General features: G+C 62.6%; 23 protein-coding genes and 1 pseudogene. 5 read left to right on the forward strand and 19 right to left on the reverse strand.

Annotated features, from left to right (window positions below; all coding sequences use genetic code 11):
• Positions 1 to 72 precede the first annotated feature (72 nt).
• From ACVCMJ_RS09155 to ACVCMJ_RS09230, 16 genes are all read right to left on the reverse strand, one after another.
• Positions 73 to 1,302 carry an amidohydrolase family protein gene (locus ACVCMJ_RS09155; protein ID WP_447081107.1) on the reverse strand — a complete coding sequence of 410 codons (1,230 nt, stop codon included), beginning with the start codon at positions 1,300 to 1,302 and terminating at the stop codon, positions 73 to 75.
• Positions 1,303 to 1,348: 46 nt separating this feature from the next.
• Positions 1,349 to 2,386, reverse strand: coding sequence for a trans-3-hydroxy-L-proline dehydratase (locus tag ACVCMJ_RS09160; protein ID WP_447081108.1), 1,038 nt, complete (start codon positions 2,384 to 2,386; stop codon positions 1,349 to 1,351).
• Positions 2,387 to 2,396: 10 nt separating this feature from the next.
• On the reverse strand, positions 2,397 to 3,248 hold the full coding sequence (locus ACVCMJ_RS09165) for an ABC transporter permease (RefSeq protein ID WP_447081109.1): 852 nt from the start codon (positions 3,246 to 3,248) through the stop codon (positions 2,397 to 2,399).
• Positions 3,249 to 3,286: 38 nt separating this feature from the next.
• On the reverse strand, positions 3,287 to 4,330 hold the full coding sequence (locus ACVCMJ_RS09170; RefSeq protein WP_447081110.1) for an ABC transporter substrate-binding protein: 1,044 nt from the start codon (positions 4,328 to 4,330) through the stop codon (positions 3,287 to 3,289).
• A gap of 76 nt (positions 4,331 to 4,406) precedes the next feature.
• The gene (locus ACVCMJ_RS09175; RefSeq protein WP_447081111.1) at positions 4,407 to 5,459 is read right to left on the reverse strand and encodes an ABC transporter ATP-binding protein; all 1,053 of its coding nucleotides are present in this window, start codon (positions 5,457 to 5,459) and stop codon (positions 4,407 to 4,409) included.
• Positions 5,459 to 6,277, reverse strand: a complete 819-nt coding sequence (locus ACVCMJ_RS09180; protein ID WP_447081112.1) for an ABC transporter permease — start codon at positions 6,275 to 6,277, stop codon at positions 5,459 to 5,461. The genes ACVCMJ_RS09175 and ACVCMJ_RS09180 overlap by 1 nt, the downstream gene beginning before the upstream one ends.
• Positions 6,278 to 7,303: 1,026 nt before the next feature.
• On the reverse strand, positions 7,304 to 7,729 hold the full coding sequence (locus tag ACVCMJ_RS09185) for a F0F1 ATP synthase subunit epsilon (RefSeq protein ID WP_447081113.1): 426 nt from the start codon (positions 7,727 to 7,729) through the stop codon (positions 7,304 to 7,306).
• Positions 7,730 to 7,738: 9 nt separating this feature from the next.
• Positions 7,739 to 9,160: a F0F1 ATP synthase subunit beta gene (gene atpD / locus ACVCMJ_RS09190; RefSeq protein WP_447081114.1), complete on the reverse strand. Its 1,422-nt coding sequence runs from the start codon at positions 9,158 to 9,160 to the stop codon at positions 7,739 to 7,741.
• Between the two features lie 44 nt (positions 9,161 to 9,204).
• The gene (gene atpG, locus ACVCMJ_RS09195) at positions 9,205 to 10,104 is read right to left on the reverse strand and encodes a F0F1 ATP synthase subunit gamma (RefSeq protein ID WP_447081115.1); all 900 of its coding nucleotides are present in this window, start codon (positions 10,102 to 10,104) and stop codon (positions 9,205 to 9,207) included.
• 54 nt (positions 10,105 to 10,158) lie between these two features.
• Positions 10,159 to 11,700 carry a F0F1 ATP synthase subunit alpha gene (gene atpA, locus ACVCMJ_RS09200; RefSeq protein WP_447081116.1) on the reverse strand — a complete coding sequence of 514 codons (1,542 nt, stop codon included), beginning with the start codon at positions 11,698 to 11,700 and terminating at the stop codon, positions 10,159 to 10,161.
• 30 nt (positions 11,701 to 11,730) lie between these two features.
• Positions 11,731 to 12,270, reverse strand: a complete 540-nt coding sequence (locus ACVCMJ_RS09205) for a F0F1 ATP synthase subunit delta (protein ID WP_447081117.1) — start codon at positions 12,268 to 12,270, stop codon at positions 11,731 to 11,733.
• Between the two features lie 13 nt (positions 12,271 to 12,283).
• Entirely contained in the window at positions 12,284 to 12,754 is a 471-nt protein-coding gene (locus tag ACVCMJ_RS09210) for a F0F1 ATP synthase subunit B (protein ID WP_447081118.1), read from the reverse strand.
• A gap of 122 nt (positions 12,755 to 12,876) precedes the next feature.
• A complete protein-coding gene (gene atpE / locus ACVCMJ_RS09215) occupies positions 12,877 to 13,119 on the reverse strand; it encodes a F0F1 ATP synthase subunit C (RefSeq protein WP_291773635.1) in 243 nt (80 codons plus the stop codon).
• Positions 13,120 to 13,219: 100 nt separating this feature from the next.
• Entirely contained in the window at positions 13,220 to 14,098 is an 879-nt protein-coding gene (gene atpB, locus ACVCMJ_RS09220; protein ID WP_447081119.1) for a F0F1 ATP synthase subunit A, read from the reverse strand.
• Between the two features lie 26 nt (positions 14,099 to 14,124).
• Positions 14,125 to 14,598, reverse strand: a complete 474-nt coding sequence (locus ACVCMJ_RS09225; RefSeq protein ID WP_447081120.1) for an ATP synthase subunit I — start codon at positions 14,596 to 14,598, stop codon at positions 14,125 to 14,127.
• 206 nt (positions 14,599 to 14,804) lie between these two features.
• The gene (locus tag ACVCMJ_RS09230; RefSeq protein ID WP_447081121.1) at positions 14,805 to 15,581 is read right to left on the reverse strand and encodes an enoyl-CoA hydratase; all 777 of its coding nucleotides are present in this window, start codon (positions 15,579 to 15,581) and stop codon (positions 14,805 to 14,807) included.
• A 26-nt stretch (positions 15,582 to 15,607) separates the two neighbouring features.
• On the opposite strand from ACVCMJ_RS09230, the gene ACVCMJ_RS09235 reads away from it, so the two are divergent.
• From ACVCMJ_RS09235 to ttcA, 3 genes are read left to right on the forward strand one after another with little or no spacing between them, the layout of a single operon-like run.
• Positions 15,608 to 17,386: a M61 family metallopeptidase gene (locus ACVCMJ_RS09235; RefSeq protein WP_447081122.1), complete on the forward strand. Its 1,779-nt coding sequence runs from the start codon at positions 15,608 to 15,610 to the stop codon at positions 17,384 to 17,386.
• Positions 17,383 to 17,745 (forward strand): dihydroneopterin aldolase, encoded by a 363-nt coding sequence (locus ACVCMJ_RS09240; RefSeq protein ID WP_447081123.1) that lies wholly within the window; start codon positions 17,383 to 17,385, stop codon positions 17,743 to 17,745. The genes ACVCMJ_RS09235 and ACVCMJ_RS09240 overlap by 4 nt, the downstream gene beginning before the upstream one ends.
• Positions 17,746 to 17,791: 46 nt before the next feature.
• The gene (gene ttcA / locus ACVCMJ_RS09245) at positions 17,792 to 18,769 is read left to right on the forward strand and encodes a tRNA 2-thiocytidine(32) synthetase TtcA (RefSeq protein ID WP_447081124.1); all 978 of its coding nucleotides are present in this window, start codon (positions 17,792 to 17,794) and stop codon (positions 18,767 to 18,769) included.
• A gap of 14 nt (positions 18,770 to 18,783) precedes the next feature.
• Here the strand turns inward: ttcA and ACVCMJ_RS09250 are convergent, their stop codons facing one another.
• On the reverse strand, positions 18,784 to 19,776 hold the full coding sequence (locus ACVCMJ_RS09250; protein WP_447081125.1) for a LysR family transcriptional regulator: 993 nt from the start codon (positions 19,774 to 19,776) through the stop codon (positions 18,784 to 18,786).
• A gap of 207 nt (positions 19,777 to 19,983) precedes the next feature.
• Between ACVCMJ_RS09250 and ACVCMJ_RS09255 the strand changes: the two genes are divergently transcribed.
• Positions 19,984 to 20,295 carry a DUF4148 domain-containing protein gene (locus ACVCMJ_RS09255; RefSeq protein WP_447081126.1) on the forward strand — a complete coding sequence of 104 codons (312 nt, stop codon included), beginning with the start codon at positions 19,984 to 19,986 and terminating at the stop codon, positions 20,293 to 20,295.
• Positions 20,296 to 20,625: 330 nt separating this feature from the next.
• Positions 20,626 to 21,522, forward strand: a complete 897-nt coding sequence (locus tag ACVCMJ_RS09260) for an NAD(P)-dependent oxidoreductase (RefSeq protein ID WP_447081127.1) — start codon at positions 20,626 to 20,628, stop codon at positions 21,520 to 21,522.
• Between the two features lie 51 nt (positions 21,523 to 21,573).
• On the opposite strand, the pseudogene ACVCMJ_RS09265 reads toward ACVCMJ_RS09260, so the two are convergent.
• Together ACVCMJ_RS09265 and ACVCMJ_RS09270 are read right to left on the reverse strand one after the other, a co-directional pair.
• A pseudogene (locus ACVCMJ_RS09265) lies at positions 21,574 to 23,151 on the reverse strand (S10 family peptidase); the annotation flags it as partial.
• Positions 23,151 to 24,716, reverse strand: a complete 1,566-nt coding sequence (locus ACVCMJ_RS09270) for a S53 family peptidase (RefSeq protein WP_447081128.1) — start codon at positions 24,714 to 24,716, stop codon at positions 23,151 to 23,153. The pseudogene ACVCMJ_RS09265 and the gene ACVCMJ_RS09270, both read right to left, overlap by 1 nt.
• Positions 24,717 to 24,856: the final 140 nt, after the last annotated feature.

The raw sequence follows: 24,856 nt of genomic DNA on the forward strand, positions 1-24,856 counted from the left end.
GGCCGAGGGGGCTTCTACTCGAACAGGCGGGCGCACCCTGGCCCCGCGTCCGCCGTCCGGATCGCAGCGAGACTAGAGCTCGTTCTTGACCGGCACCCCTTCCTTCATGATGAAGGGCATATGAGCGCCCTCATCCTGGAAGAGGTTCAGATCCTGCATCGGATTGCCGTCGACCACGAGCAGATCGGCGTACGCATCGGGAATCAGTTCACCCAGCAAGCCTTCCTGACGCACGATGCGCGCATTGGTGATCGTGGCGGATCGGATGACCTCGACCGGGCTCAGAACCTCGCTCCGAATGAGGAATTCACGGCTCTGGTCATTCTGCAATTGGCCCAGCAGGTCCGTCCCAAAGCCGATTTCCACCCCTGCCCTGCGGCACATCTCCAGAGAACGCAAGCCCCCTTCGATGACCGTTTTGTTCTTCTCCAGGCTGTAGTCTGACATGCCGAAATCCTTGCCGCGCCGCTTCATGGAATCGTACGCAACGAGCGTCGGAACGAGGAAGGCTCCTTTTTCGGCCATCAGAGCAGCGGCGTTCTCATCCATCAGGTTACCGTGCTCGATGGTCCGCACGCCGGACGACACCGCACGCCGGACGGCTTCCGCCGAATAGGCGTGTGCGGCCACATACTTTCCCCACCGATTGGCTTCCTCGCAGGCGGCTTCGATCTCGTCCAGCCGATACTGCAAGCTCTCCAGCGGGTCGCTCTGGGAGGCGACTCCTCCCGAACACATGATCTTTATGTGATCCGCACCTTTGCGCAGCTCGTCCCTGACCGCCTTGATCACGTCCGGCACACCGTCCGCGACCCGCGCGTTGAACGCAAGGGCCGAACAACACCTGCATTCGAACCTGGACTGGGTCCGCTTGCGAAAGTCGCCATGGCCGCCGGTCTGGCTGACGGGCGCCCCCGCAACGAACAGCCTCGGGCCCAGCATCAGACCTTGCGCCACCGCATCCCGAATCCCCGTGTCGGCACCGCCCGTGTCGCGGACTGTCGTATACCCGCGCATCAGCATGTTGCGCATCAGGACCCCCGCCTGCGCCGTCAGCATGGTAAGAGGCACGTCATCGAGATAGGCGAAATTCACCTCGCTGAGAAAGACGTGGATGTGGCAGTCGATGAGGCCGGGCATGATCACCTTGCCCTTCAGGTCGATCGCCTGGGCCGATGAAGACTTGATCGGGTGATCCGAGACCTCCCGTACCTTACCGCCTTCGACCAGGATCTCAACGCCATCCTGAAGGGTATCCAGTCTGGGATTCAGGAATCTCCCGCCCTTGAACAAGAAAGACATATGCAAATCTCCTCCATACTCTATAAATGACAGCCGCGGAATTGAACTATTTCAGAGGTAAATCGGGCCATGTATCCGAAAGCCGGTACCCCTGCGGCCACGGATCCGTCGGATCCAGCATGAGCTGCGCAGTCCCGGTTATCCAGGCCTGACCCGACAGGCTTGGCAGGATCGCTCGTATGCCGTGAAGACCGGTTTCAGATTCGATCTTGCAGATGAAGCGGGACCCTATGAGCGACGTGCCTATGTAGCAGTCGCCAACCCGCATTTGGCCCCTGGCGTGCATGACGGCCATCCGCGCGGAGCAGCCCGTTCCACACGGCGACCGGTCCAGCTTCCCCGGCTCTATGGCAACCGCGCTGCGCCCCGTCAGAATGCCATCCTCCTGGCTGACAGGGCCCGCGATCTGGCAAAACGATATATGGGCCCAGTCGGGATGGTCAGGGTGCCGGAACCCCAGTTGATCGGTGGCAGCCGCGCGTATCTTCATGCCGATCTCCGCCAAATCCCTGGCTTCCGACGGCACCAGCGAAAAGCCGAGGGAAGGTGCATCGGCAATGACAAAACTGTCACCGCCGTAGGCTATGTCCACCTTCAATGTGCCCAGCCCGGCGACTTCCAGATCCTCGTCCATCGCGGCACAGAACGACGGGCGGTTGAATATCTTGACAGAGTCGGTAACACCGTTCGAGCAGCGGGCCTCGACCTCCACCAGTCCTCCCGGAGCCTCCAGGGAAAAGCGCGTGATCGGCTCCTGCATAGGAACGATTCCTGTTTCCAGGAGAACCGTCGCCACACAAATTGAATTGGATCCCGACATGGGCGGCGTATGGACGGGTTCCATGATGATCCAGCCCATCGCGGCCTGCGGGTTCTTGGGCGGCACCAGCAGATTCACATGCCTGAAGACGCCACCCCGCGGCTCGTTCAGCACGAAATTCCTGAGTGTACCGTCCTGGTGGATCCACTTTCGCTGCTCCCACAGCGTCTCGCCGGGAGGCGGACTGACGCCCCCGACGATCACGTCACCCACCTCGCCTGCGGCGTGGCACCGCACCACGTGAATTATCTTTTCAGATCTCATCTCGCATCTGCTAAATGGCCACGGCCGTCCTGCGCTTCAAATACCAGTAAGTGAGAGCCGTCAGCACGACCGTGGTCAAAATAAGGACAAAGGACAGTGCCGCGCCCATAGGCCAATTGCTTTGCAACAAGACCTGATCGGCAACGGCCGGTGCCATCATCATGAAATTCGGCCCGCCCAACAACACGGGCGTCGCATAGGCGTTCATGGTCAGAATCAGGCACAGTATGGAGGCGGCGGCGATGCCAGGCATGGCCATCGGAATTACCACCAGACGCCAGGTGTCAAAACGATTTGCGCCCAGGCTGAGGGACGCCTCCTCAATTGAAGGATTGAGGCCTTCCAGGACGCTCTGAAGCGTCAGCACGACGAACGACAGGTTGATCGACACGATGCCGACGAAAACGGCAGTCGTCGTGTACATCATCTGAATGGGCGCGTGTATCAGCCCCGTGAACAGCAATATCTTGTTTACCAGACCTTCCTGCCCGAACGCGACCATCCAGCCCGCCGCCCTCACCGCATTGCCCACGAAGAGCGGCATGATGATCGCCAGCATCAGCAGACTCTTGTACCTGGAGCTCGTGCTGGCGAGGAACCGCGCCATGGGAAACCCGATCACGAGGCAGACGATCGTCACCCCCACCGACATGAGGATGGTCAGCAACAAGATCTGACGATAATACGGATCCGTGAAGGACTGCAGGTAATTCGCGCCGGTCAGTGCATCGACCATGAACTGCCCTGGCACGAAAGCGTTCAGGCTATAACGGGCGAGCAGCCCGAGCGGCATTATCAGAACCAGGATGACAAGGAAAAGCGATGGGGTCAGCATCGCCGAGGCTGTGATATGTTTTCGCACGGTCTACTCGTATGAAGTATGGCTGATCCGGAGCGGGTCTATCCCTTGAACTCCTTGTTCCACCAATCCCGGAGCTGAGCATCGTTCTTCAACAGGTAGTCATAGTCCCTGTTGATGATCTTGCTCTTCTCGCCTGCGGGTACGTCGACTCTCTCAGCCAGGGCGGCGGACAGCACATCGCCCTTCACGGGTGGGATGTAACCCATATGGTCCGCGAAAGATATTTGGGCCTGTTTCTCCAGAGAAGCATTGAGGAACGCATACGCCGCATCCACGTTCCTGGCGTTCTTCAGGATACCGAAGCCGTTCCCGTACACAACGACCCCTTCTTTGGGATAGGCGACCTTGATGGGAGCCCCGTCCTGCTGCCATTGCCTTCCACGGGCGAGCCACATGATGCACATCCAGCACTCCCCGGTAGCCAAGGCCTGCCCCATCGCCTCGTTGGTCGGATAGACCTTCACTCCCTGCTTCTTGAGTTCCAGCAGCTTCGCCTTGCCCGGCTCGAAATTGCTCATGGATCCACCGCTGATCAACGCTGCCGATTCGATGGTCGTCTGATACTGGATGTCAATGACCCCAACCTTGTTGGCGTACTTTGGATCCCACAGGTCAGCGTACGAGGTGGGCGCCGGATTCACCTTCTCGGCGTTATACAGGATGACACGACCGGTGTAGATGTGCGGCACGGCATAGGGGTTCTTCAGGAAGTCCAGGACACCGCCATATGCGGGAATACGACTGTGGTCCAGTTCCAACAGGCCACCGTTTTTCCAGACCTGATACATGGTATCGAACGTCAGGGCCGTGACATCCATGGACCCGTGTCTCAGCCTCTTCTCTGCCAGGTTCTTGAGCAGGCGCGGCGATGTCTGGTCCAGCGCGAAGTCGGTCGTGATGCCCTTGGGATCCAGGTACGGTGTGACGATGTACTCACGCACGAACTTCCCGTAATCCCCGCCCCAGGTTCCAACCACCAGCTTGCCGCCCGGTTTCGCTTCAGCGAATGCGCTGCCCACGCTGCCCAGCGCCGCGGCTCCGAGGAATGTATTGAACTGGCGGCGCGAAAGTTTAGCTTCCATTGTTATGTCTCCTTCCACTGATTGAGGGGAACTGCCTGTACTGCTCGCACCGGAGAGGCCCGCGGTGCAGGGATCCCTAAGAAACCACGACGATCGCTTCCTCGGGAATCCGTACTGCGATCTCGGAATGCGCAACGATATTGGCTGCATCCGCCCATAGGCTGTCCACCCGAACAGTCAGTACGTCACTGCTCTGGAGTCTGACGAAAACGTCCGCGACCGGCCCCAGATACGAGATGTCGATCACATCCCCATAGAGTTCGTCACGTCCCTTCGGTACCGTTGTCGACAACTTGATGGCTTCCGGCCTGACCATGACATCGGTGGCGCCGGGGGCGAGATTCGCGCCCACGAGCTGAAGGCCCGATTGAGTGGTGATCGAGCGCCCGTCCTGAGCGACCGTGCCGCTGAAGAAATTGGCGGTGCCGATGAAGTCCGCCACGAACCGGTTGGCCGGGGCCCGATAAACTTCCCGCGGCTCGCCGATCTGCTGCAGCTTCCCGGCGGATAGGACCACGAGCCGGTCCCCCATGCTCATCGCCTCGTCCTGGTCATGGGTCACCAATATGGTGGTGATACCCAGTTTGTGCTGCAACTCCCGGATCTGACGTCTTACGCCGAGCCGCAACTTGGCGTCCAGGCTGGACAAGGGTTCGTCCAACAAGAGGACATCCGGCTCGATGGCCAGCGCGCGGGCAATGGCAACTCGTTGCTGTTGCCCCCCCGACAGCGCCTTCGGGTACCGCTCCGACAGATCTTCCATCTGGACCAGACTCAAGACGTCGGCCACCTTCTTCCGGATCGCGCCCTCCCCGAGCCTGCGCCGCCGCAAGCCATAGGCGACATTCTCATACACGGTCAGGTGCGGGAACAGCGCATAGTTCTGAAAGACGATGCCGATGTTTCTCTGGTGGACGGGCGTTTCTGTCACATCCCTATCGCCGATCAGAATCCTGCCCGAGCTCGGCTCGACCAAGCCGGCAATCATTCTGAGCGTTGTGGTCTTCCCGCAGCCCGATGGCCCCAGGAAAACCAGGAACTCTCCATCCGAGATATCCAGATCAATCGAATCCACAGCGGCAAAATCGCCGTACGTCTTTCGCAGCTCACGCAGTTGAACTTTAGCCATTACTTGACCACTCTCGCCAGAGGCACAAATTTGTTCGTAATCAGCAGGCCGCCGCCGATGATGAGGATCTGCAGGACAGACACCGCGGCGATCGTCGGATCGATCTTGTATTCCAGATACTGCAATATGGCGATGGGGAGCGTGATCTGCCCGGGCGCGACAAGGAACAGCGACAACTCGAGATTGCCAAAACTGATGACGAAACTGAATAGCGCCGCGGCAACGATTCCTGGCCAGATCATTGGGATGGTCACCTTGCACAAAGTGACGAACGGCGTGGCGCCCAGGCTCCTGGATGCTTCCTCGATGGAGAGATCCACGCCCAGGAGGTTGGCGACGATGAGGCGTACGCACCAGGGAATGGTGATCAATATGTGGGCCGCGCCCAAGCCCCAGGTGGACCCGATCACGGACCAGTCAAAAATATATTCGAGCTCAATGAACGAGACATAGAGCGATGCGCCAATCACGATGGAGGGCACAATCAGCGGCGATGTCAGGAGGTTCATCAGAAGCTGCTTGCCTCTGAACTCCGTCCGGGAAAGCACGAGCGCAGCGGGGATGGACACTGCAAGTCCGACCACCATGGCTATCAATGCGACTTCCAGGCTCAGGAGGAAGCCATTGAAGAACTGGGGCTCGACGAATATCTTGGAATACCACTGGAAGCTGTACCCGGTCGGCGGCAGCGCCAGCAGCGGATCCGTAAAGAAGCTGAGCCAGGCTACCAGGAACAAAGGAAACGAGATGAAGACGAAACCCAGCAATACCCAGGCTTTCAGCACGACATCGGCGAGATTCCGATTTTTGCTGCTCACAGCAATGTCTCCGTTTTCTTCTAACGCGTGGATACCCCGTGCAACGAACTCCCATGCAAGGCGCCAGATGAACTGACGGGTTGGTCTGGAAAATCCACGTGAACCGTGTAGAGGCCGCGATCCGGACGCTTGGCCCTGGTCGACGGTTTAGTATTTTTTCAATATATCACCGATCTATTAGAAAGTGAACCGCCACTGATCAGGCGACTCTATCGGCCGCGTTGGCCAGAACCAGTCATGCGGTGGCGCGCGGACGCTCGATACCGAGTGGCCCATGCAGGAGGGAGCGTACCCGGTCACCGGCCGGGGACCGCTATTTCCGCAGCCCGCATCATCCCCCGATTCGCCGCGATGCAGCCCGGGCGGCCCAATCACGGCACGTGTATTCGCGCCCCCAGATCGCAACAGTGCTTCCTGCATGAAATATCTCCGGCCTTCGAGCCAAGGGCTGCCTGGGGGCGGGTAGGCCAGCGCCGGATGCTGACGAAGGGAAGCGGGGGCTTTCGTCGTCACACACCGGAACGCAGTGAGGACGTGTGGCGACGCCCCGCAGGACGAGGCAGATCCGGATGAGTCAGGACATGGGGCGGTCCCTGCGGACCGTTCCATGCCTGACGAATCGGAGTGGCCTGCAGGCCACGACGTGGGGCCTTTAGCCCGAAGGGCCGCTGGCCGTAGCCCCCGGGCAGCCCTTGGCTCGAAGGCCTTACGAATAGCGGATCAGCCCTTCAGCTCTCCGCTCATCGATACCTCGCGTGCGGGGGACTGCTCCCTGTGCGCCTACGGTCGGTGGCCCTTCGGGCTTTCCGGATCTGCCTCGTACAGCCGGGCGCCGCCCCATAAATGTGGCGGCGAATTCCCCGGCTTCCCTTCGTCAGCATCCGGCACCGACCTACCCGGCGCACAGGGAGCAGTCCCCCGCACGCAAGCGACGCAAGAAAACTCACCGAATAAAAAGGGGTGCTCGATGAGCACCCCTCTGTCGCCGGAGATCCGGGATCCCCGTTGGAGAACCACTGGATCTGCTTAATGCGACGAGCGCCGGTGGCTGAACTTGCGTGCCGCCGCCGCCTGGGCCGCCAGCATCGCCAGTTCCGCTTCCACCACCGCGATGTCCGCCTTTTCCTTCGTGTTGCGCAGCGCTTCCTCGGCGCGATCCCGCGCCGCGACCGCCTTCGCCTCGTCTAGGTCTTCCGCGCGGATCGCCGTATCCGACAGCACCGTCACCGAATGCGGCTGGACCTCCAGGATACCGCCCGCCACGAAGATGTTCTGCTCCGTCCCGTCGGCCTGCTTCACCTTCAGCGTACCCGGACGGATGCGCGAGATCAGCGGCGTGTGGCCCGGCAGAATGCCCAGATCGCCCGATTCACCCGGCAAGGCCACGAACGTCGCCTCGCCACTGAAAATCGAGGCCTCCGCGCTCACCACCTCAATGTGCAGAGTCGCCATATCGATTCCTTATTGCAGCGTCTTGGCCTTCTCGAAGGCCTCGTCGATCGTCCCGACCATGTAGAAGGCCTGCTCGGGCAGCGCGTCGCATTCGCCTTCGACGATCATCTTGAAACCGCGCAGGGTCTCGGACAGCGGCACGTATTTCCCGGGCGAGCCCGTGAAGACTTCCGCCACGTGGAACGGCTGCGACAGGAAGCGCTGGATCTTGCGGGCGCGCGCCACGGACTGCTTGTCTTCTGGTGACAGTTCGTCCATCCCCAGAATGGCGATGATGTCGCGCAGTTCCTTGTAGCGCTGCAGCGTCTGTTGCACGCCACGGGCCACGTTGTAGTGCTCTTCGCCCACGACCTGCGGGTCCAGTTGGCGACTGGTCGAATCCAGCGGATCCACGGCCGGGTAGATACCCAGGGCCGCGATGTCGCGGGACAGCACCACCGTCGAGTCCAGGTGCTGGAACGTCGTGGCGGGCGAGGGGTCCGTCAAGTCGTCCGCCGGCACGTACACGGCCTGGATGGAAGTGATGGAACCGGTCTTGGTGGACGTGATGCGTTCCTGCAGCTTGCCCATTTCCTCGGCCAGCGTCGGCTGGTAGCCCACGGCGGACGGCATGCGGCCCAGCAGTGCGGAGACCTCCGTTCCGGCCAGCGTGTAGCGGTAGATGTTGTCCACGAAGAACAGCACGTCCCGGCCTTCGTCGCGGAAAGATTCCGCCATCGTCAGACCCGACAGCGCCACGCGCAGCCGGTTCCCGGGAGGCTCATTCATCTGCCCGAACACCATGGAGACCTTGGACTCCGCGAGATTGTCGAGCTTGATCACACCCGCGTCGGACATCTCGTGGTAGAAGTCGTTGCCCTCGCGGGTCCGCTCGCCCACGCCAGCGAATACCGACAGGCCGCTGTGGGCCTTGGCGATGTTGTTGATCAGTTCCAGCATGTTCACGGTCTTGCCCACGCCGGCGCCGCCGAACAGGCCGACCTTGCCGCCCTTTGCGAACGGGCAGACCAGGTCGATCACCTTGATGCCGGTTTCGAGCAATTCCACCGACGGCGACAGCTCGTCGAACTTCGGAGCATGCTGGTGAATGGCGCGTCGTTCATCGGACAGGATCGGGCCGCGCTCGTCCACCGGGCGACCCAGCACGTCCATGATCCGGCCCAGCGTGCCCGGCCCCACCGGGACCGAGATCGGCGCGCCGGAGTTGTTCACCGCCATGCCGCGGCGCAATCCGTCGGAGGATCCCATGGCAATGGTCCGCACGACCCCGTCGCCCAGTTGCTGCTGCACTTCGAAGGTCAGGCCCTTTTCCGCGAAGGCGGACGTATCGTCGGCCAGATGGAGCGCGTCGTAGATGTTGGGGATGCTGTCGCGGGGAAACTGAATGTCCACCACGGCGCCGATGCACTGAACGATGGTTCCGTTGCTCATGTCTAGTCCTATAAATATCCTTGGGTTGCCGGTGCCTGCGTCAATCAGACCGCTGCAGCGCCGCCCACGATTTCCGAAATTTCCTTGGTGATGGCCGCCTGGCGGGTCTTGTTGTAGACCAGCTGCAGGTCCCCGATGACCTTCTTGGCGTTATCCGAGGCCGCCTTCATCGCCACCATGCGGGCCGACTGCTCGCTGGCCATGTTTTCCGCCACCGCCTGGTAGACGAGGCCTTCCACGTACCGCAGGAGCAAGTCGTCGATCACCGACTTCGAGTCCGGCTCGTAGAGATAGTCCCACCCGTAGGTGGTCCCGAGCGCCTCGACCGGCTGCGCATCGGACTGGAATGGATCTTCCAGATCGGACGGCAACGGCAACAGCCGCACGAACGTGGGGTCCTGGTGCATGGTATTGACGAACCGGCTGGTGGCCAGATATACCGCATCGACCTTGCCATCGGTGAAGTCGTCGATCTGTGCCTTGATGGCGCCGATCAGGCGTTCCAGATTGGGCGCATCGCCCAGCTGGACTTCGGACGATGTCACGTTGACGCTCACGCGGCTCAGCAACCCCAGGCCCTTGGAGCCCAGCGCCGTGGCCTGAACCCGGATGCCCTGATGCTCGAAGTCTTTTATCTTCGATAACACCAGGCGCGAGATGTTGGTGTTCAGGCCCCCGCACAGACCTTTGTCGGTGGTGACCAGAACGATGCCTACCGCCGAGAGCTTGGGACGTTCCACCATATAAGGGTGGGTGTAGTCGGGGTTCGCCTGCATCAGGTGTGCAGCGATGGCCCGTACCCGTGTCGCGTAGGGCCGGCCGGCGCGCATGCGGTCCTGCGCCTTGCGCATTTTCGATGCGGCGACCATCTCCATCGCCTTGGTGATCTTGCGCGTGTTTTGCACGCTCTTGATCTTGGTTCGAATTTCCTTGATTCCGGCCATTCCACTATTTCCTCAGAGCGACCCGGGGCGCAGCCTGCACGCCCCGGCAGCGACTCAAAACGTGCCGTGCTTCTTGAATTCCTGAATTGCGGCGGCCAGGGCGGCGTCATCGTCCTTGGACAGTTCCTTCACGTCTTCGATCCGCTGGATCAGGGCTTCGTGCTTGGTCTTCAGGAAATCCTTGAGTGCCTTTTCAAACGGCAGCACCTGGCGGACTTCAAGATCGTCCAGATAACCGTGGTTGGCGGCATACAAGGCGACTGCCAGCTCCCAGACCTGTTGTGGCTGGTACTGCGGCTGCTTGAGCAATTCCACGACGCGCTTGCCGCGTTCGAGCTGGCGGCGCGTGGCGTCGTCCAGGTCGGAGGCAAACTGCGCGAAGGCAGCCAGCTCGCGGTATTGTGCGAGGTCGGTACGGATGCCGCCGGAGAGCTTCTTGATGACCTTCGTCTGGGCCGAGCCCCCGACGCGCGACACCGAGATGCCGGCGTTGATGGCGGGCCGGATGCCGGCGTTGAACAGGTCGGTTTCCAGGAAGATCTGGCCGTCCGTGATCGAGATCACATTGGTCGGCACGAACGCCGACACGTCGCCGGCCTGGGTTTCGATGATGGGCAGGGCCGTCAGCGACCCGGTCTTGCCCTTTACGGCACCCTTCGTGAATTCTTCGACATAGTGGGCGTTCACGCGCGCCGCACGTTCCAGCAGGCGGGAGTGCAGGTAGAACACGTCGCCCGGGTAGGCTTCGCGTCCGGGCGGACGGCGCAGCAGCAGGGATACCTGGCGATAGGCCCAGGCCTGCTTGGTCAGGTCGTCATAAATGATCAGCGCGTCTTCACCGCGATCGCGGAAGTATTCGCCCATGGTGCAGCCGGAGTATGCCGCCAGGTATTGCATGGCCGCCGAGTCGGAAGCCGGTGCGGCCACCACGATGGTGTATTCCATCGCGCCGTGTTCCTCGAGCTTGCGGACTACGTTGTTGATGGTGGACGCCTTCTGCCCGATGGCGACGTACACGCAGGTGACGCCCTTGCCCTTCTGGTTGATGATGGTGTCCACGGCCACGGCGGTCTTGCCGGTCTGGCGGTCGCCGATGATCAGCTCGCGCTGGCCGCGGCCGATGGGTACCATGGAATCGATGGCCTTCTGGCCGGTCTGTAGCGGCTGGGTCACGGATTGGCGGGCGATCACGCCCGGCGCGACCTTCTCGATGACGTCCGTTTCCTTGGCGTTGATGGCGCCCTTGCCGTCGATCGGAGCACCCAGCGCGTCGACCACGCGCCCCTTCAGTTCGGGGCCCACGGGCACCGCCAGAATGCGGCCGGTCGTCTTCACGGCGTCGCCTTCGGAGATGCCCACGTAGTCGCCCAGCACCACGGCGCCGACCGAGTCGCGCTCGAGGTTCAGGGCCAGGCCGAATTTGTTGTTGGGGAATTCGAGCATTTCGCCCTGCATCACGTCGGACAGACCGTGGATGCGCGTAATGCCGTCGGTCACGGATACGACCGTGCCCTGCGTACGCACGTCGGTCGAAGCGCCCAGGCCCTCGATGCGGGTCTTCAGCAGTTCGCTGATCTCGGACGGATTAAGTTGCATGGTAAGACTCCTGGAATCCTGTTGTATGGCTCATGCAGCCAGCGTGTCGCGCAGTTGCGCCAGACGGGCCTGCACGGAAGTGTCGAGCACATAGTCGCCCACCGTGACACGCACGCCACCGATCAGCTCGGAATCGACGGCGACCTGCGACTTGAGTTTGAGGCCGAACTTGCGCTCCAAGCCCCGGAGCAGATCCGCGACCTGAGCGTCCTCCAGCGGGAAGGCGCTGGTGATGCGTGCAAGCGCTGTCCCTTCCTGGCGATTGCGCAGCAATTCGAATTGCTCGGCGATCCGCGGCAACGCGTTGACCCGGTCGTTTTCGACGACCAGCGCGACCAGATTGGCCGCCGGCTCCGGCAGATCCTGGGGAACCAGCCCCACGAGAAGCTGCGTGCGCTGCGCGTCGGACAGCCGCGGGTCGCTCATCGCTTCCAGCACGTCGTCCATGCTGGAGACCTGCGCCAGCAACGACATCACGCCGGACCAGTATTCGAGCCCACGCGCATCGCTGCGCACCGATTCGAACAAGGCTTCAGCGTAAGGCCGCGCGATAGTAGATAGTTCAGCCATGAGTCGCCCTGGTTCAGAGTTGCGCCTTGAGCTGGTCGAGCAGCTCGGCGTGCGTCCTGGCATCGACCTCGCGGCGCAGGATCTGCTCGGCGCCCTTGACCGCCAGCACCGCGACTTCGGCTCGCAGGGTTTCCCGCGCACGCTGCACTTCCTGAGCGGCATCCTGGCGAGCCTGCGCAACGATCCGGGCCTTTTCGGCCTCGGCTTCGCGGCGCGCTTCATCGATGAGCGTGGCGGCCTGCTTTTCGGCTTCAGCCAGACGGGCATGGTTTTCCGTCTTCGAAGCCGCTTCCATCAGGCCCGCGCGCTGTTGCGCCTGGGCCAGGTCGGCCTTGCCCTTTTCGGCAGCCGCCAGGCCGTCGGCGATTTTCTGGCGGCGATCATCGATGGCCTTCGTCATGGGTGGCCAGATGAACTTCATCGTAAACCAACCCAGAACGAAAAACACGATCATCTGGAAAAAGAGAGTCGCGTTCAGATTCACGGTCGTTTCCCTAATTTACCCACTCGTGCCTCGCGGCAAGCCCGCAAGGCACCAAACCTGACCATTCGCCCGATACCGGACGGATGATCCCTGGCCTGCAAACGGTGCAGGCCTGTCCGTCATCAACCCACAAACGGGTTGGCGAACGCGAACAGCATGGCCAGGCCCACACCGATCAGGAAGGCGGCGTCGATCAGACCAACCAGCAGGAACATCTTGGTTTGCAGGGTGTTCATCAATTCAGGCTGGCGTGCCGAGGCTTCCAGGTATTTGCCACCCATCAGGCCGATCCCCAGGCAGGCGCCGATGGCACCCAGACCGATGATCAGACCGCAAGCCAGAGCAACGAACGCAACGTTGGTCATAACAACTCCTTGGTAAGTAAACGTTGTTTAGTCGAAAAATCAAAAAATGGAATTCAGGGCTAGCCCCGCAAACCGGCCCGGGATTCCCCGGGCGGCATTTCTAGTGGCCTTCGTGTGCCAGACCGATATACACCAGAGTCAGCATCATGAAGATGTAGGCCTGCAGCAACACGATCAGGACGTGGAAGATGGCCCATGCGGAACCCGCAATCACATGCCCGAACGCCAGACCGACGCTGGTGACATTGACTCCGGTCCAGGCCCCACCCAGCAAGGCGATCAGCAGGAACAGCAGCTCGCCCGCATACATGTTGCCGAACAACCGCATGCCCAGCGACACGCACTTCGCCACGTATTCGATGAGGTTCAGCAGAAAATTGAAAGGAGCCAGGATGATGGAGGCCACACCGTGCGCATGGAACGGGGCCGTGAAAAGCTCCTTCACCCAGCCGCCGGGATGCTTGATCTTGATGCCGTAGTACAGGGTCAGCACGAGCACGCCCAGGGACATGCCCATCGGAACATTCAGGTCGGCCGTCGGCAGGATGCGGTGGTAGTACAGGGGATCGGCATGGGTGGCGCCCAGGCCCGTCATCCGGAAGATGGCGCCCATCAGATCCACCGGCACCAGGTCCAGCGCGTTCATGAGCGAGATCCAGATGAAGATGGTGAGCGCGAGCGGCGCCGCGAATTTGCGGGTGACTTCGTTGGGGATGATGCTCTTGGCTTCTTCGGCCACCATGCCGACCAGCATCTCGACCGCCATCTGGAAGCGGCCCGGCACGTCGGTCGTGGCGCGGCGCGCAGCGCGCCAGAGAAAGTACAGCACGACGATCCCGGTGAGGATGGACCAGAACAAGGAATCGTAATTGACGACGTTGAAGTTGACGATGTGTTCCTGCGGATGCGCGAGACTGTTCAGCTGCACCAGGTGGTGCTGAATGTATTCGGACTGCGGCGTCGATACTGCGTCGGCCATCGGAAAACCCTTCAAACGTAATCAAATCATGGCAGGCGGCGCAAGGCCATCAATACCACGTACCCTTTCATGACACCCAGCAACCCCAGCAGGAAGGCCGGCCACACCAGCCAGTCCCCCCAGCGCCAGGCCACCACTGCCACGATCGAGGCCGTGCCCAGCAACTTCAGGGCCTCGCCCCAGAAAAAAACCAGCGAACCCGCGCGCCTGGGCCCCAAGTACCCCAGCAACAGCCGCATGGCGAACAATGCATTGGGTACAAAATAGGCCACCGCCCCGATCAAGGCGGAAGCCCCAGCGTCAGATCCTGCAAATCCCCAAGCCCCCAGAATCACCAGCAACCCGGTCACCGCCTGAGCCGCGAGCGCCTGGAAGAGGCCAATTCGCGAGCGCCTGGCGATGCGGGCCCGATCCTGGTCGGACAGCTCCAATGCGGGAACCGGATCATCCACCGCCCGGCCTGTATCGGCCGATGGCGTCACCCTGCATCGAATATCCATAAAGCCAGATGCTCGCCTGTCGCCGCAGAGAGAAGCCCCAGGGGCCGCACCCGAGACAACGACAGTCAAACCATTTGATTATAACGGTTTTTGCGGGTGCCCACCGAGCGCCCCGACCAAAAAGGCGCACCATTTTAACCTAATTTTCAGGCGGCCGCGCCGGGGGCCCCTGCGACGGCCAGCGACACGCGCGGCCGTCGCAGCCCTCAGCAGTGCTTGAAATCCGGCTTGCGTTTTTCCACAAACGCCCGCATGCCTTCCTTCTGGTCTTCGGTGGCAAACAGCGCATGGAAGTTGCGATGCTCGAAGAGCAGCGATTCGGCCAGCGAAGATTCGAACGCGCGGTTGACACATTCCTTGGCCATCATGACCGAGGGCAGCGACTTGGACGCGATGACCTCGGCCGCGCCGATGGCCTCTTCGAGCAGGCGATCCGCCGGCACGATGCGCGCCACCAGGCCGGCGCGCTCGGCCTCGACCGCATCCATCATGCGGCCTGTCAGCACCAGATCCATGGCCTTGGCCTTGCCCACTGCGCGAGGCAGGCGTTGCGTACCGCCATAGCCCGGAATCACGCCCAGATTGATTTCCGGCTGGCCGAACTTGGCGTTCTCGGCCGCGATGATGAAATCGCAGACCATGGCCAGTTCGCAGCCGCCGCCCAGGGCGTATCCCGCAACCGCCGCGATGATGGGCTTGCGCACGCGGCGCAAGGCATCCCAGTCTCCCGCGATGTAGTCGGACTTGTAGACGTCCATATAGGACCACTCGGCCATGGCGCCGATGTCGGCACCCGCCGCAAACGCCTTCTCGTTGCCGGTCAGAACCATGGCGCCAATGTTCTCGTCGGCCTCGAAGACCCGCACGGCCGCCGCCAGTTCCGTGATGACGGCATTGCTCAGCGCATTCAGGACCTTGGGGCGATTCAGCGTCAACAACCCCACGCGCCCCCGGACTTCCGCCTTGATCAGCGATTCGCTCATGATGTCTCCAAAGTTAAACTAATGCGATGAAAAATGAACCCATACGCTACCAGGTCGAAATGGCCGATCCCGCTGGCCACCGCTACACCGTCCGCCTGACCATCGCTCAACCCGATCCGCGCGGACAGGCACTGCGGCTGCCCGCCTGGATTCCCGGCAGCTATCTGATTCGTGATTTTGCCCGACAGATCGAATCTCTGCAGGCGCGCTGCGACCACAAGACCGTCCCGGTGTCGAAGACCGACAGCGATACCTGGCAGTGTGCGCCCGCGGACGGGCCGCTTACCGTGCAATACACCGTGTATGCGTGGGATCTGTCGGTGCGCGGCGCGCACCTCGATGAAAGCCATGCCTTCTTCAACGGAGCGAGCCTGTTCCTGGCGGTCGTAGGCCAGGAATCGAAGCCGTGCCTGCTGGATATCCGGCCCCCTGCGCACGGGCGAGGATGGCAGGTCCACACTGCCCTGCCGGCCGCGACCGGCCAGCCCGATGCGGCCGCCCCGCTGGGTTTCGGCACCTACCGCGCCCCCGACTACGATGCGCTGATCGACTTTCCGGTGGAAATCGGAACGCCGCAGTGCATCAGCTTCGAGGCGCACGGCGCCATCCATGACCTCGTCTTTACAGGCGTGGTTCCAGCGCTGGACCTGCAGCGCATCGCCAGCGACGTACAGAAGATCTGCTCGGCACAGATCGAGCTGTTCGAACCCGAAACCCGGCGTGCGCCGTTTCTGGATAGTGCACAGCGCTATGTGTTCCTCGTCATGGTGACAGGCGACGGCTACGGCGGACTGGAACACCGGGCCAGCACCGCGCTGGCCACGCGACGCAGCGACCTGCCGGCAACGGGCTGTCCGGTGCCTGAGGGCTACACCTCCTTTCTCGGGCTGGTGAGCCATGAATACTTCCACACCTGGCACGTCAAGCGCATCAAGCCGGCGGCTTTTGCGCCATACGACCTGAGCCGCCGCAACCACACGAAGCTGCTCTGGGTGTTCGAAGGCTTCACGTCCTACTACGACGATCTGATGCTGCTGCGGGCCGGGGTCATCGACGAGAACGCGTATCTGAAGCTGCTGGCAAGAACTCTGGATCAGGTGGCCCGCGCGGGCGGCCGCCACAAGCAGTCCGTCGCGGAAAGCTCATTCGACGCCTGGACGCGTTATTACAAGCAGGATGAAAACTCGGCCAACGCGCTGGCGAGCTACTACACCCATGGTTCGCTGGTCGCCTTGGGTCTGGACCTGGAAATCCGGCGGCAGACGGGCGGCACCCGTAGCCTGGACGACGTGCTGCGGATGCTCTGGCGGCGCTACGGGCGGACCTTCTACCAAGGCAGGCCCGTCGGGATCCCCGAGGACGGGATGCCCGCACTGATCGCCGAGGCAACGGGGGCGGACGTCAGCGACTTCATCCGGCGCCACGCCGACGGCCGCGAAGACATCCCGCTGAAAGCCGCACTGGCCCGCGAGGGCATCACACTCACGGTACGCCCCGAGCATGATCGCCCGACGCTGGACATCCGCACCCGGGCCGAGCCAGGGGGACTGCGGCTGGCTACAGTTTACGAACACGGACCCGCCCACCGCGCGGGCCTGTCGGCCGGTGATCTGGTCGTGGCAGCCGACAACCTGAAGGTCGCGGACGCCGGAGGTCTCGACCTTCTGCTGGACCGTCACAAGGCCGGCGACCGGATCACAGTGCACGTCTTCCGCCGGGACGAGCTGCGACGCTACACCGTCCGGCTGGGTCGACCGGTGCCGCTCCAGCATGCGCTCGCGCGCGCCGCGCAGGATGCCGCATGAAGACCCGCCGCATCATTCTGGACGGCCTGACCGTCCAGGCCTCCATCGGCATGCTGGAAGCCGAGCGTCTGCGGCCCCAGCCCGTGGTGATCCACGCCGAGTTCGACACCGACGCCTCGCAGTCCGTGGACGATCACGACATCAAGACTGTCCTGGATTACCGCCAGTTGCGCACGGCGCTGATCGACGAGGCCACCCGAGGTCACGTCGACCTGCTGGAAACGCTGGTCGAGCGCACGTTGGGCCGGATCCTGCGGGACTTTCCGGACGTCCTCCAGGCGACCGTGCGAATCTGCAAGCCCGGCGCCTTCGACGACTGCGACGCCGTGTGCATTGAACAATCTCGCCGCCGCCGCTGACTGCACCGCCGACCTCCGCGCACCGCCTTGAACCAAAGCACATGCCATGATCTCCACTGAAGCCTCCACCGCCGCCCCCCGCACCCGCTTGAGCGTGAACGAAAACAAACTGGTCAAGCGGCTGCTGCGGGAGACCGGCCGCGCCATCGGCGACTACCACATGATCGAAGACGGCGACCGCGTGATGGTCTGCCTGTCCGGCGGAAAGGACTCGTACGGGCTGCTGGACATTCTTCTTACCCTGCGCGAGCGGGCGCCCATCAGCTTCGAGGTCATCGCGGTCAATCTGGACCAGAAGCAGCCCGGCTTTCCGGAGCATGTGCTGCCAGACTACCTGAGCGCACGCGGCATCCCGTTCCACATCGAGAACCGGGACACCTATTCCGTGGTCAAACGCCTGATTCCAGAGGGCAAGACCACCTGTTCGCTGTGCTCACGCCTGCGCCGGGGAATTCTGTACCGCGTGGCCCGCGAGCTGGGCGCGACCAAGATCGCGCTAGGCCATCACCGCAATGACATCCTCGCCACCTTTTTCCTCAACCTGTTCTACGGCGGGCGCATGAAAGCCATGCCGCCCAAGCTGGTGTCGGACAACGGCGAGCACATCGTCATCCGGCCGTTGGCCTATGTACGCGAAAGAGACTTGATCGCCTTCGCCAGGCTGCGGGAATTCCCGATCATTCCGTGCAATCTGTGCGGCTCCCAGGAAAACCTCAAACGCAAGGAAATCAACCGCATGCTGGAGGAATGGGATCGGCATTTTCCGAATCGGACCTGGAACGTGTTCCGGGCCTTGTCGCACGTCGTGCCCTCCCACCTCATGGACCCCGCGCTCATGGATTTCGCCCACCTGCAAGCCACGGGACGGGTTGACGCCGACGGCGACCACGCCTTCGATGCCGAAGACTTTTCGGCGCCGGCGTTCTCGGAGGATGAAGATGAAAGCGAGGCAACGGACGCCTTGTCCGGGGAACTGCAAGAGCGCATCATCGTCCGGCCGCCCCCTAAGACTGGGGGCGCCTGATCTGGCACCACGCCTTACTCGGGGAAGGCCCCATCGCGCAGTGGCTCCTTCCCGCCTGACGAGGCGTTAGGGGACAAAGGCACCTCTTGCACAGGCGTGCCGCCATCCGGCACCCCCGACAAGAGGGCGACGTGCGCCAGTTGTTCAGCCAAAAAATCAATGAACACGCGGGCACGGGCGGGCATCAACCTCGAGGGGAACAAGGCCATGAGGGGAATGGGCTCGAAGGCCCAGTCCGGCAGAACCCTGGTCAGACGAGCGCTCAACCGCTTATCGCTGACCGAGAGCGGCACGATCCCCATCCCCATTTCGGCCATTTGCCGCAACATCAGGACATGGTTCATCGCCATGCGGCCATGGACTCGAACAAGCCGTCCTTCGCCGCCCGCCGAATACAGGCGCCAATCCGTATCTTCTCGCGCCGTGCTGGTGCGCAGGCACTCGTGGCCCACCAGCGCTTCGGGCGTAGTGGGCGCCCCGTGGGTTCTCAGGTACTCAGGCGAGGCATACAGCCCCAGCAACAGGGCGCCCAGGCGATGCGTCACGATGCCCGAATCAGTCAAGCGCGACGCCCGGATCACGACATCGTAGTCGTCCGATTGCAAGTCGATCCTGCGTACGCTCAGGTCGTACTCGCATTCGATATCCGGATAACGGCATGAAAACTCGCGCAAGGCCGCCTGGAGGAACGCCAGCGCCAGGCTGGACGGCAGTGAAACCTTGAGTCGCCCTCGCGGCTGCTGCGTATCGTCCAGCAGCATCTCGTGCGCCACGCGCGCGCGCTCCACGATGGGCTGGCAGCGCTCCAGGTAAATGGCGCCGGCACGGGTGAGCGCGACCTTGCGTGTGGACCGATTGAAGAGCCGGACCCCAATGGATTTTTCCAGGTGGGACAAACGCCTGGACACCGTGGAGGGCGGCATGTCCAGCGCCTCGCCCGCGCGGGTGAAGCTCTGACTGCGGCCGACCTCGACGAACAGCTCGATATCGTTCAGGGAAGGAATCATGAGGAGAAACGCAGCAAGTCCCTATCCGAACATTGTCGCGCATTCAAGGAGGGATTACCCGCAAAAATGGAAAGCTGTATTCGCACCGGGCCGGTTTATTGCACCGCACCGGCCGCGCAGACTGGTCATTTAGGAGCAGGAGGAACGCGTCGACCGGAAAGCCCAGGCGCTCTGCTTCAAGACCTACTTTGAATGAAGGAAACCATCATGAAGATCAGCATCACGCTTACAGCGGTCGCACTCGGCTTGGCCAGCATGGGACTGGCCCAAGCCGCGGAGACCAGCGGGACCACCGCAAACATGCAGGCAGACGTCGTCAGCAGCGAAGTAGGCCATGACCCGTATTATCCGCACATCGTCGAACAAGGCGGCATGACGCGCGCTCAGGTTATGCAGCAACTCCAGCAAGCCGAAAGCAGCGGCACGGCGACCAGCAGCCACGACGACCCCTACTATCCGCAGTCCGTCATTGCACACGCACCAACGACCACGACGACCCCTACTATGCGCAGTCAGTAATTGCACACTCCGAAAGCCGCTGTCAGGCGGTGCGGGAATTGCAGAAGGCTCAAACGGACGGCGACCTCGCCAACCCAGGCCACGACGCCTCCTGTCCGGCACAGCCCGCAGTCTCACGGCGTGAATGCGGCGCGGCTGACCATGCGAACCAGCCAGGCAGGCGCAAGCCGTGCCGGTCGCGGTTGACGGCAGCAGGCGCCGCGGTTCTTTTTCGTCTTCCCGACCAGCCGCTCGTTTACGCGAACTGCCGCGTCTGATATAACCCGAAGGCGCCTCATCGATCTATCGTGCGGCACGCTCCACCTTCTCACACAGCCTCGGGAGTCGCTCATGGCGGAACAGCTCACCCTCGGATTCATTGGCGCCGGCCTGATGGGACACGGCATCGCAAAAAATCTTCTTCGCGCCGGATATCCCCTGGTCCTGATGGGCCACAAGAATCGCGCGCCCATCGACGACCTCGTCGGTCAAGGGGCAATCGAAGCGCATAGCCCGGGCGAGGTCGCCGCCAAGGTGGACATGCTTTTCCTGTGCGTCACCTCGTCGGCGGTCGTGGAGACACTCATGAGCGGCGAGGACGGGATCATCCAGAAAGGCCGCCCGGGGCTCATCGTCGTCGACGCTTCGACCGGTGACCCGGCGGCCACCATCGCTCTGGGAGCACGCCTCTCCGAGCGCGGCATCCATCTGGTCGATGCGCCGTTGACGCGCACGCCGCGGGAGGCCGAAGACGGACGCCTGAACATCCTGCTTTCCGGCAAGCCGGAGATCGTCTCCCGAGTCCACGCGGTGGCCTCGTCCTTTTGCGAAAACATCTTCGAAATCGGCGAGTTGGGCAGCGCCCTGAAACTCAAGCTCATCAACAATCTTCTGTCGTTGGGTCATGCAGTGCTGGCGTCGGAAGCCGTGAATGCGGCACGCGCCACGGGCGTGGACCTCGCCAAGCTCCATGCGGTCGTGTCTCGCGGGGGCGCGAACAGCGCCGCGTTCGGGATGATCGTGTCACGCCTGCTCGAAGGCGACGACACAGGCATGCAGTTCTCGATGAGAAACGCGCGCAAGGACCTGGGCTGCTACCGCAGGATGGTCGAAGGCACGGATACGGTGAATCTGCTGGCTGGCGCGACCTACGACGCCTACAACCTGGCCACGGTCATGGGCGAGGGCGACAAGCTCCTGAGCCAGATGAGCGGCATCCTTTCCGCCGAACACCTCGCCGGGAAATAGCCACCGCGGCTCATGGCGAGTTCCAAAGGCGCGGTCCCGGCCCGGGCCGCTTCAATGCCTGGGCCGCATCGCACCGGCGCGCCGCGCCTGCAGCGCCCGGATACGCGCGACTGCCTTGTGATCGGCCACCGCGGCGTCCATCATGGCGGCCACGTCCGCTTTCAACGCGGTGCGTGATCCACCGTCCAGATAGATCATGTGGCCGGAGGGGTAACAGCGCGTGCTGAGATTCTTGCGAAGGACAGCGCTGTCCAACGGCATATTCCGCAGGTCCATCTCCGTCTGGAAGAATGGCGTGACGAAATCGTAATAGCCGTTGGCGGACAGCACCTTTAGATCGACATTCAGGCTCATCGTGGCCGCCAGGTCTCCAGCCGTATACAGCAGGACATTTCCCTGGGCGTCCAGGCCTTTCTCCGCTCCGGTGGGATCCACATGGTGAAAGTCCCAGTACTGGAAGGCCTGGTCATTGAGGTCCGTGAACGCCGAACCGGAGGTGAATTTCAATTCGTCATTCAGATAGTGGTTCCACATGGCCGTGTACACCCCCGATACGGCCGTCATCGTCGGGTCGTTGCCGCCCGAATTGGGTGAAATGTGCCGGGCGATCCCCGTATCGATCCCCGTCACCCGGCCATCGTAAGCACCCAGCGCCAGACCCTGGTCATGCAGCAGGCGAATCAGAAACAGGGAATGGCCGGCATCATCCCCAGCCGCAATATCCAGATGCCAGGAGGCCAGGGTCGGCCGGTCGATCCCGGTGTACTGGCTCAGCCGTCGCAGCGTATCCGCCTCCACCTCGGGGTAGGCCTGAATGGCCTTGGCAAAATCGCCCCGCGCGAAGGCACAGACGGTGTTCATCCATGCGGGCAGATTGTCGGGCGCGATGCCTGCACCGAGTTTGTGGTGATACCAGGCGTCGGCAGCCGCTGTCGGGAGTGCGCCGACCGGATTGCCCGTCTGGGTGTAATCCAGGATCGACGACTGCAAGGTCACGCCATTGAGGTCCACTCCGTCTTCATGCAAAGCGTAGGACAACACGGCGCTGCGGGCCGTGCCATAAGACTCGCCAAACAAGAACTTCGGAGAATTCCAGCGATCAAACTCAGTCAGATAGCGCTTGATGAACTGTTTCAGTGAGGCAGCATCCTGATCCACGCCCCAGAAATCGCGATTCTTCCCGGGAGCCACGGCTGCCGAGTAGCCCGTCCCGACCGGATTGATGAACACCAGATCACTCCTGTCGAGCAGACTGTCCGTGTTGTCCTCCAGCGTGTAAGGTGCGGGAGGCGTGAAGTCAGGCATGGAGGTCCGGATGCGCCGGGGCGCAAACGAACCCAGCAGCACGAAGACCGACGACGAGCCAGGCCCTCCGTTATAGAAAAAGGTGATCGGCCGCTCGTGCGCCACATCGCCGTCCCGGTTGAAGGCCACATAGAAGATCTTCGCATTGGGGCGCGAACTGCTGGCATCCACCGTCACCAGATGACCGGCCCGCGCCGTGTAGGTCAGCGTCCGGCCGCCCAGCCGCAAGGCATGATGGGTCACCGCCGCTTGCTCCGTCACGTCGGACACGGAATCATCAGGGCCATTGCCATAGGCCACTGGATCAGAATAGGGCTGATCTTTCATTTCGTCCCCTCGGAAAAGGCGGCGGCAATCTTCCGTCCGTTCGGACTGCCCAAACCCGTGCACGCGTCCCATCCCTTTGTCGCCGAGAACCCGCCGTTGCTGCCCTGGGTGATGTCGTTGAAAGCCTCGGAAGCGCCATAGACACGGGCGTTCAGATAGCCGGCAGGCTGCGCTTGCAGGGCGTTGATCCGCGCAATGAGGCCTGCCCAAAGCGGCGCCACCGCGCTGGTGCCGCCAACGACTTGAGCGGTCCCGTCCACCCGGACGCGATAGCCCGTGGCCGGATCCGCGTTGCCGGCGACATCGGGTATGCCGCGCCGGGTCAGCGGAGCAACGCCATCCCGCGTGCTGACGCTCAGCCGGCGCTGCCACGCGGGCAGCGCAAATTGCGCGCTCACTCCGCCGCCGCTGGCCCCGCCCCGCGGCCCGCCGTTCCAGACGGTCTCGCTCGTAATGGCGCCTGCGGCACCCTCGAGTCGCGTACCGCCGCAGGCCAGCACATACGGGCTGGAGGCCGGGAAATCCACGTGGTCGCCACCTGACAGACTATCGCCGGAACCACTGTCGCCCGCCGCGGCACAGACCGTGATACCCATCATCGCCGCAGCCTGCAGCGCCTCATTGAAGGCCCGCAGCGACTGCGGCGCCCAGGACGGTTCCGGGCCTCCCCAGCTGATCGAAATGACGGAAGGCCGGTTCCGCGTGTCATGGACCGCACCGTTGAACGCCTGGATGAACCCTGCATCGCTGTTGGCGGCGAAATAGAGAACCAGGTGGGCGCGCGGCGCCACCGCGCCGGCAATTTCCACGTCCAGCATGACCTCACCATCGGGTCCAGCGGGGTCGCCGGCCGGCTCGGTGGAAGCCCCGTCCATGGATACGACGCTGACTGCGGGAGCGGCGATACCGAGCTCCGTAAAGTACGCCTCGGCATCTTCGGCGCGATAGCCGCCTCCCAGCTCGATCAGCGCCACGCACTGCCCCTCGGCCGCCGATTCCGGAAAGTCATAGAGAGCGGCCACATCGGTGGGCCGGTAGCTCATGCGCTCATCGTCACGGGCGGGGAGGAACGGCGGGCGAACCCGAAAATGCGCGCGAGCCTGGGGCCGGTCATCCAGCCCCATGACGGCCGTGACGATGCCTTGCAGCGCCTCGGGTACCCGCACGTTTCTCTCGCACCCCCGATACGTCCGGCCACCGTGCTGGTAGCGCTGTAGAACCACCCCGAAAGCCTGGTTGAACTGTGCCACGCGGCCGCTCAGCACCACGATGCCGGCGGCCACGTCCCGCCGCACGACCGCCAGTCCATAGCGCTGCGCGAACCGGTCCACCGCCTCAAAGTCCGCAGCCGCCACCCCGAACCCGCTGACAAAATCCTCGCGTGTCAGTGCATGCCAGGGTGCGCCCGTCAAAAGACGGCTTCCGCCCTCGCGCAACGCATCGGAGCGCTGACGGCGCAGCACGAGCACGGGCTGGATCCGTTCATCAGGAGCGGCCTGCCCGACACAGCGGGCGTCGTCCGGCAAAGGCCGCGCACTTCCCGGAAGTTCAACATGCGACATGTCTGGATCCCCTGTTGCCTTCGCTCATTTGAGCGCCTGATCCGATACGGATCAAGCGCCGCAACGGGCTCTTACACCTGAATGCGCGAGCCCGTCACAGCGCGCTGTAACAGCATTGCGAATCCCCGGAAAAGGCGGTC

It is taken from the genome of Castellaniella sp. UC4447_H14 (assembly GCF_052978285.1).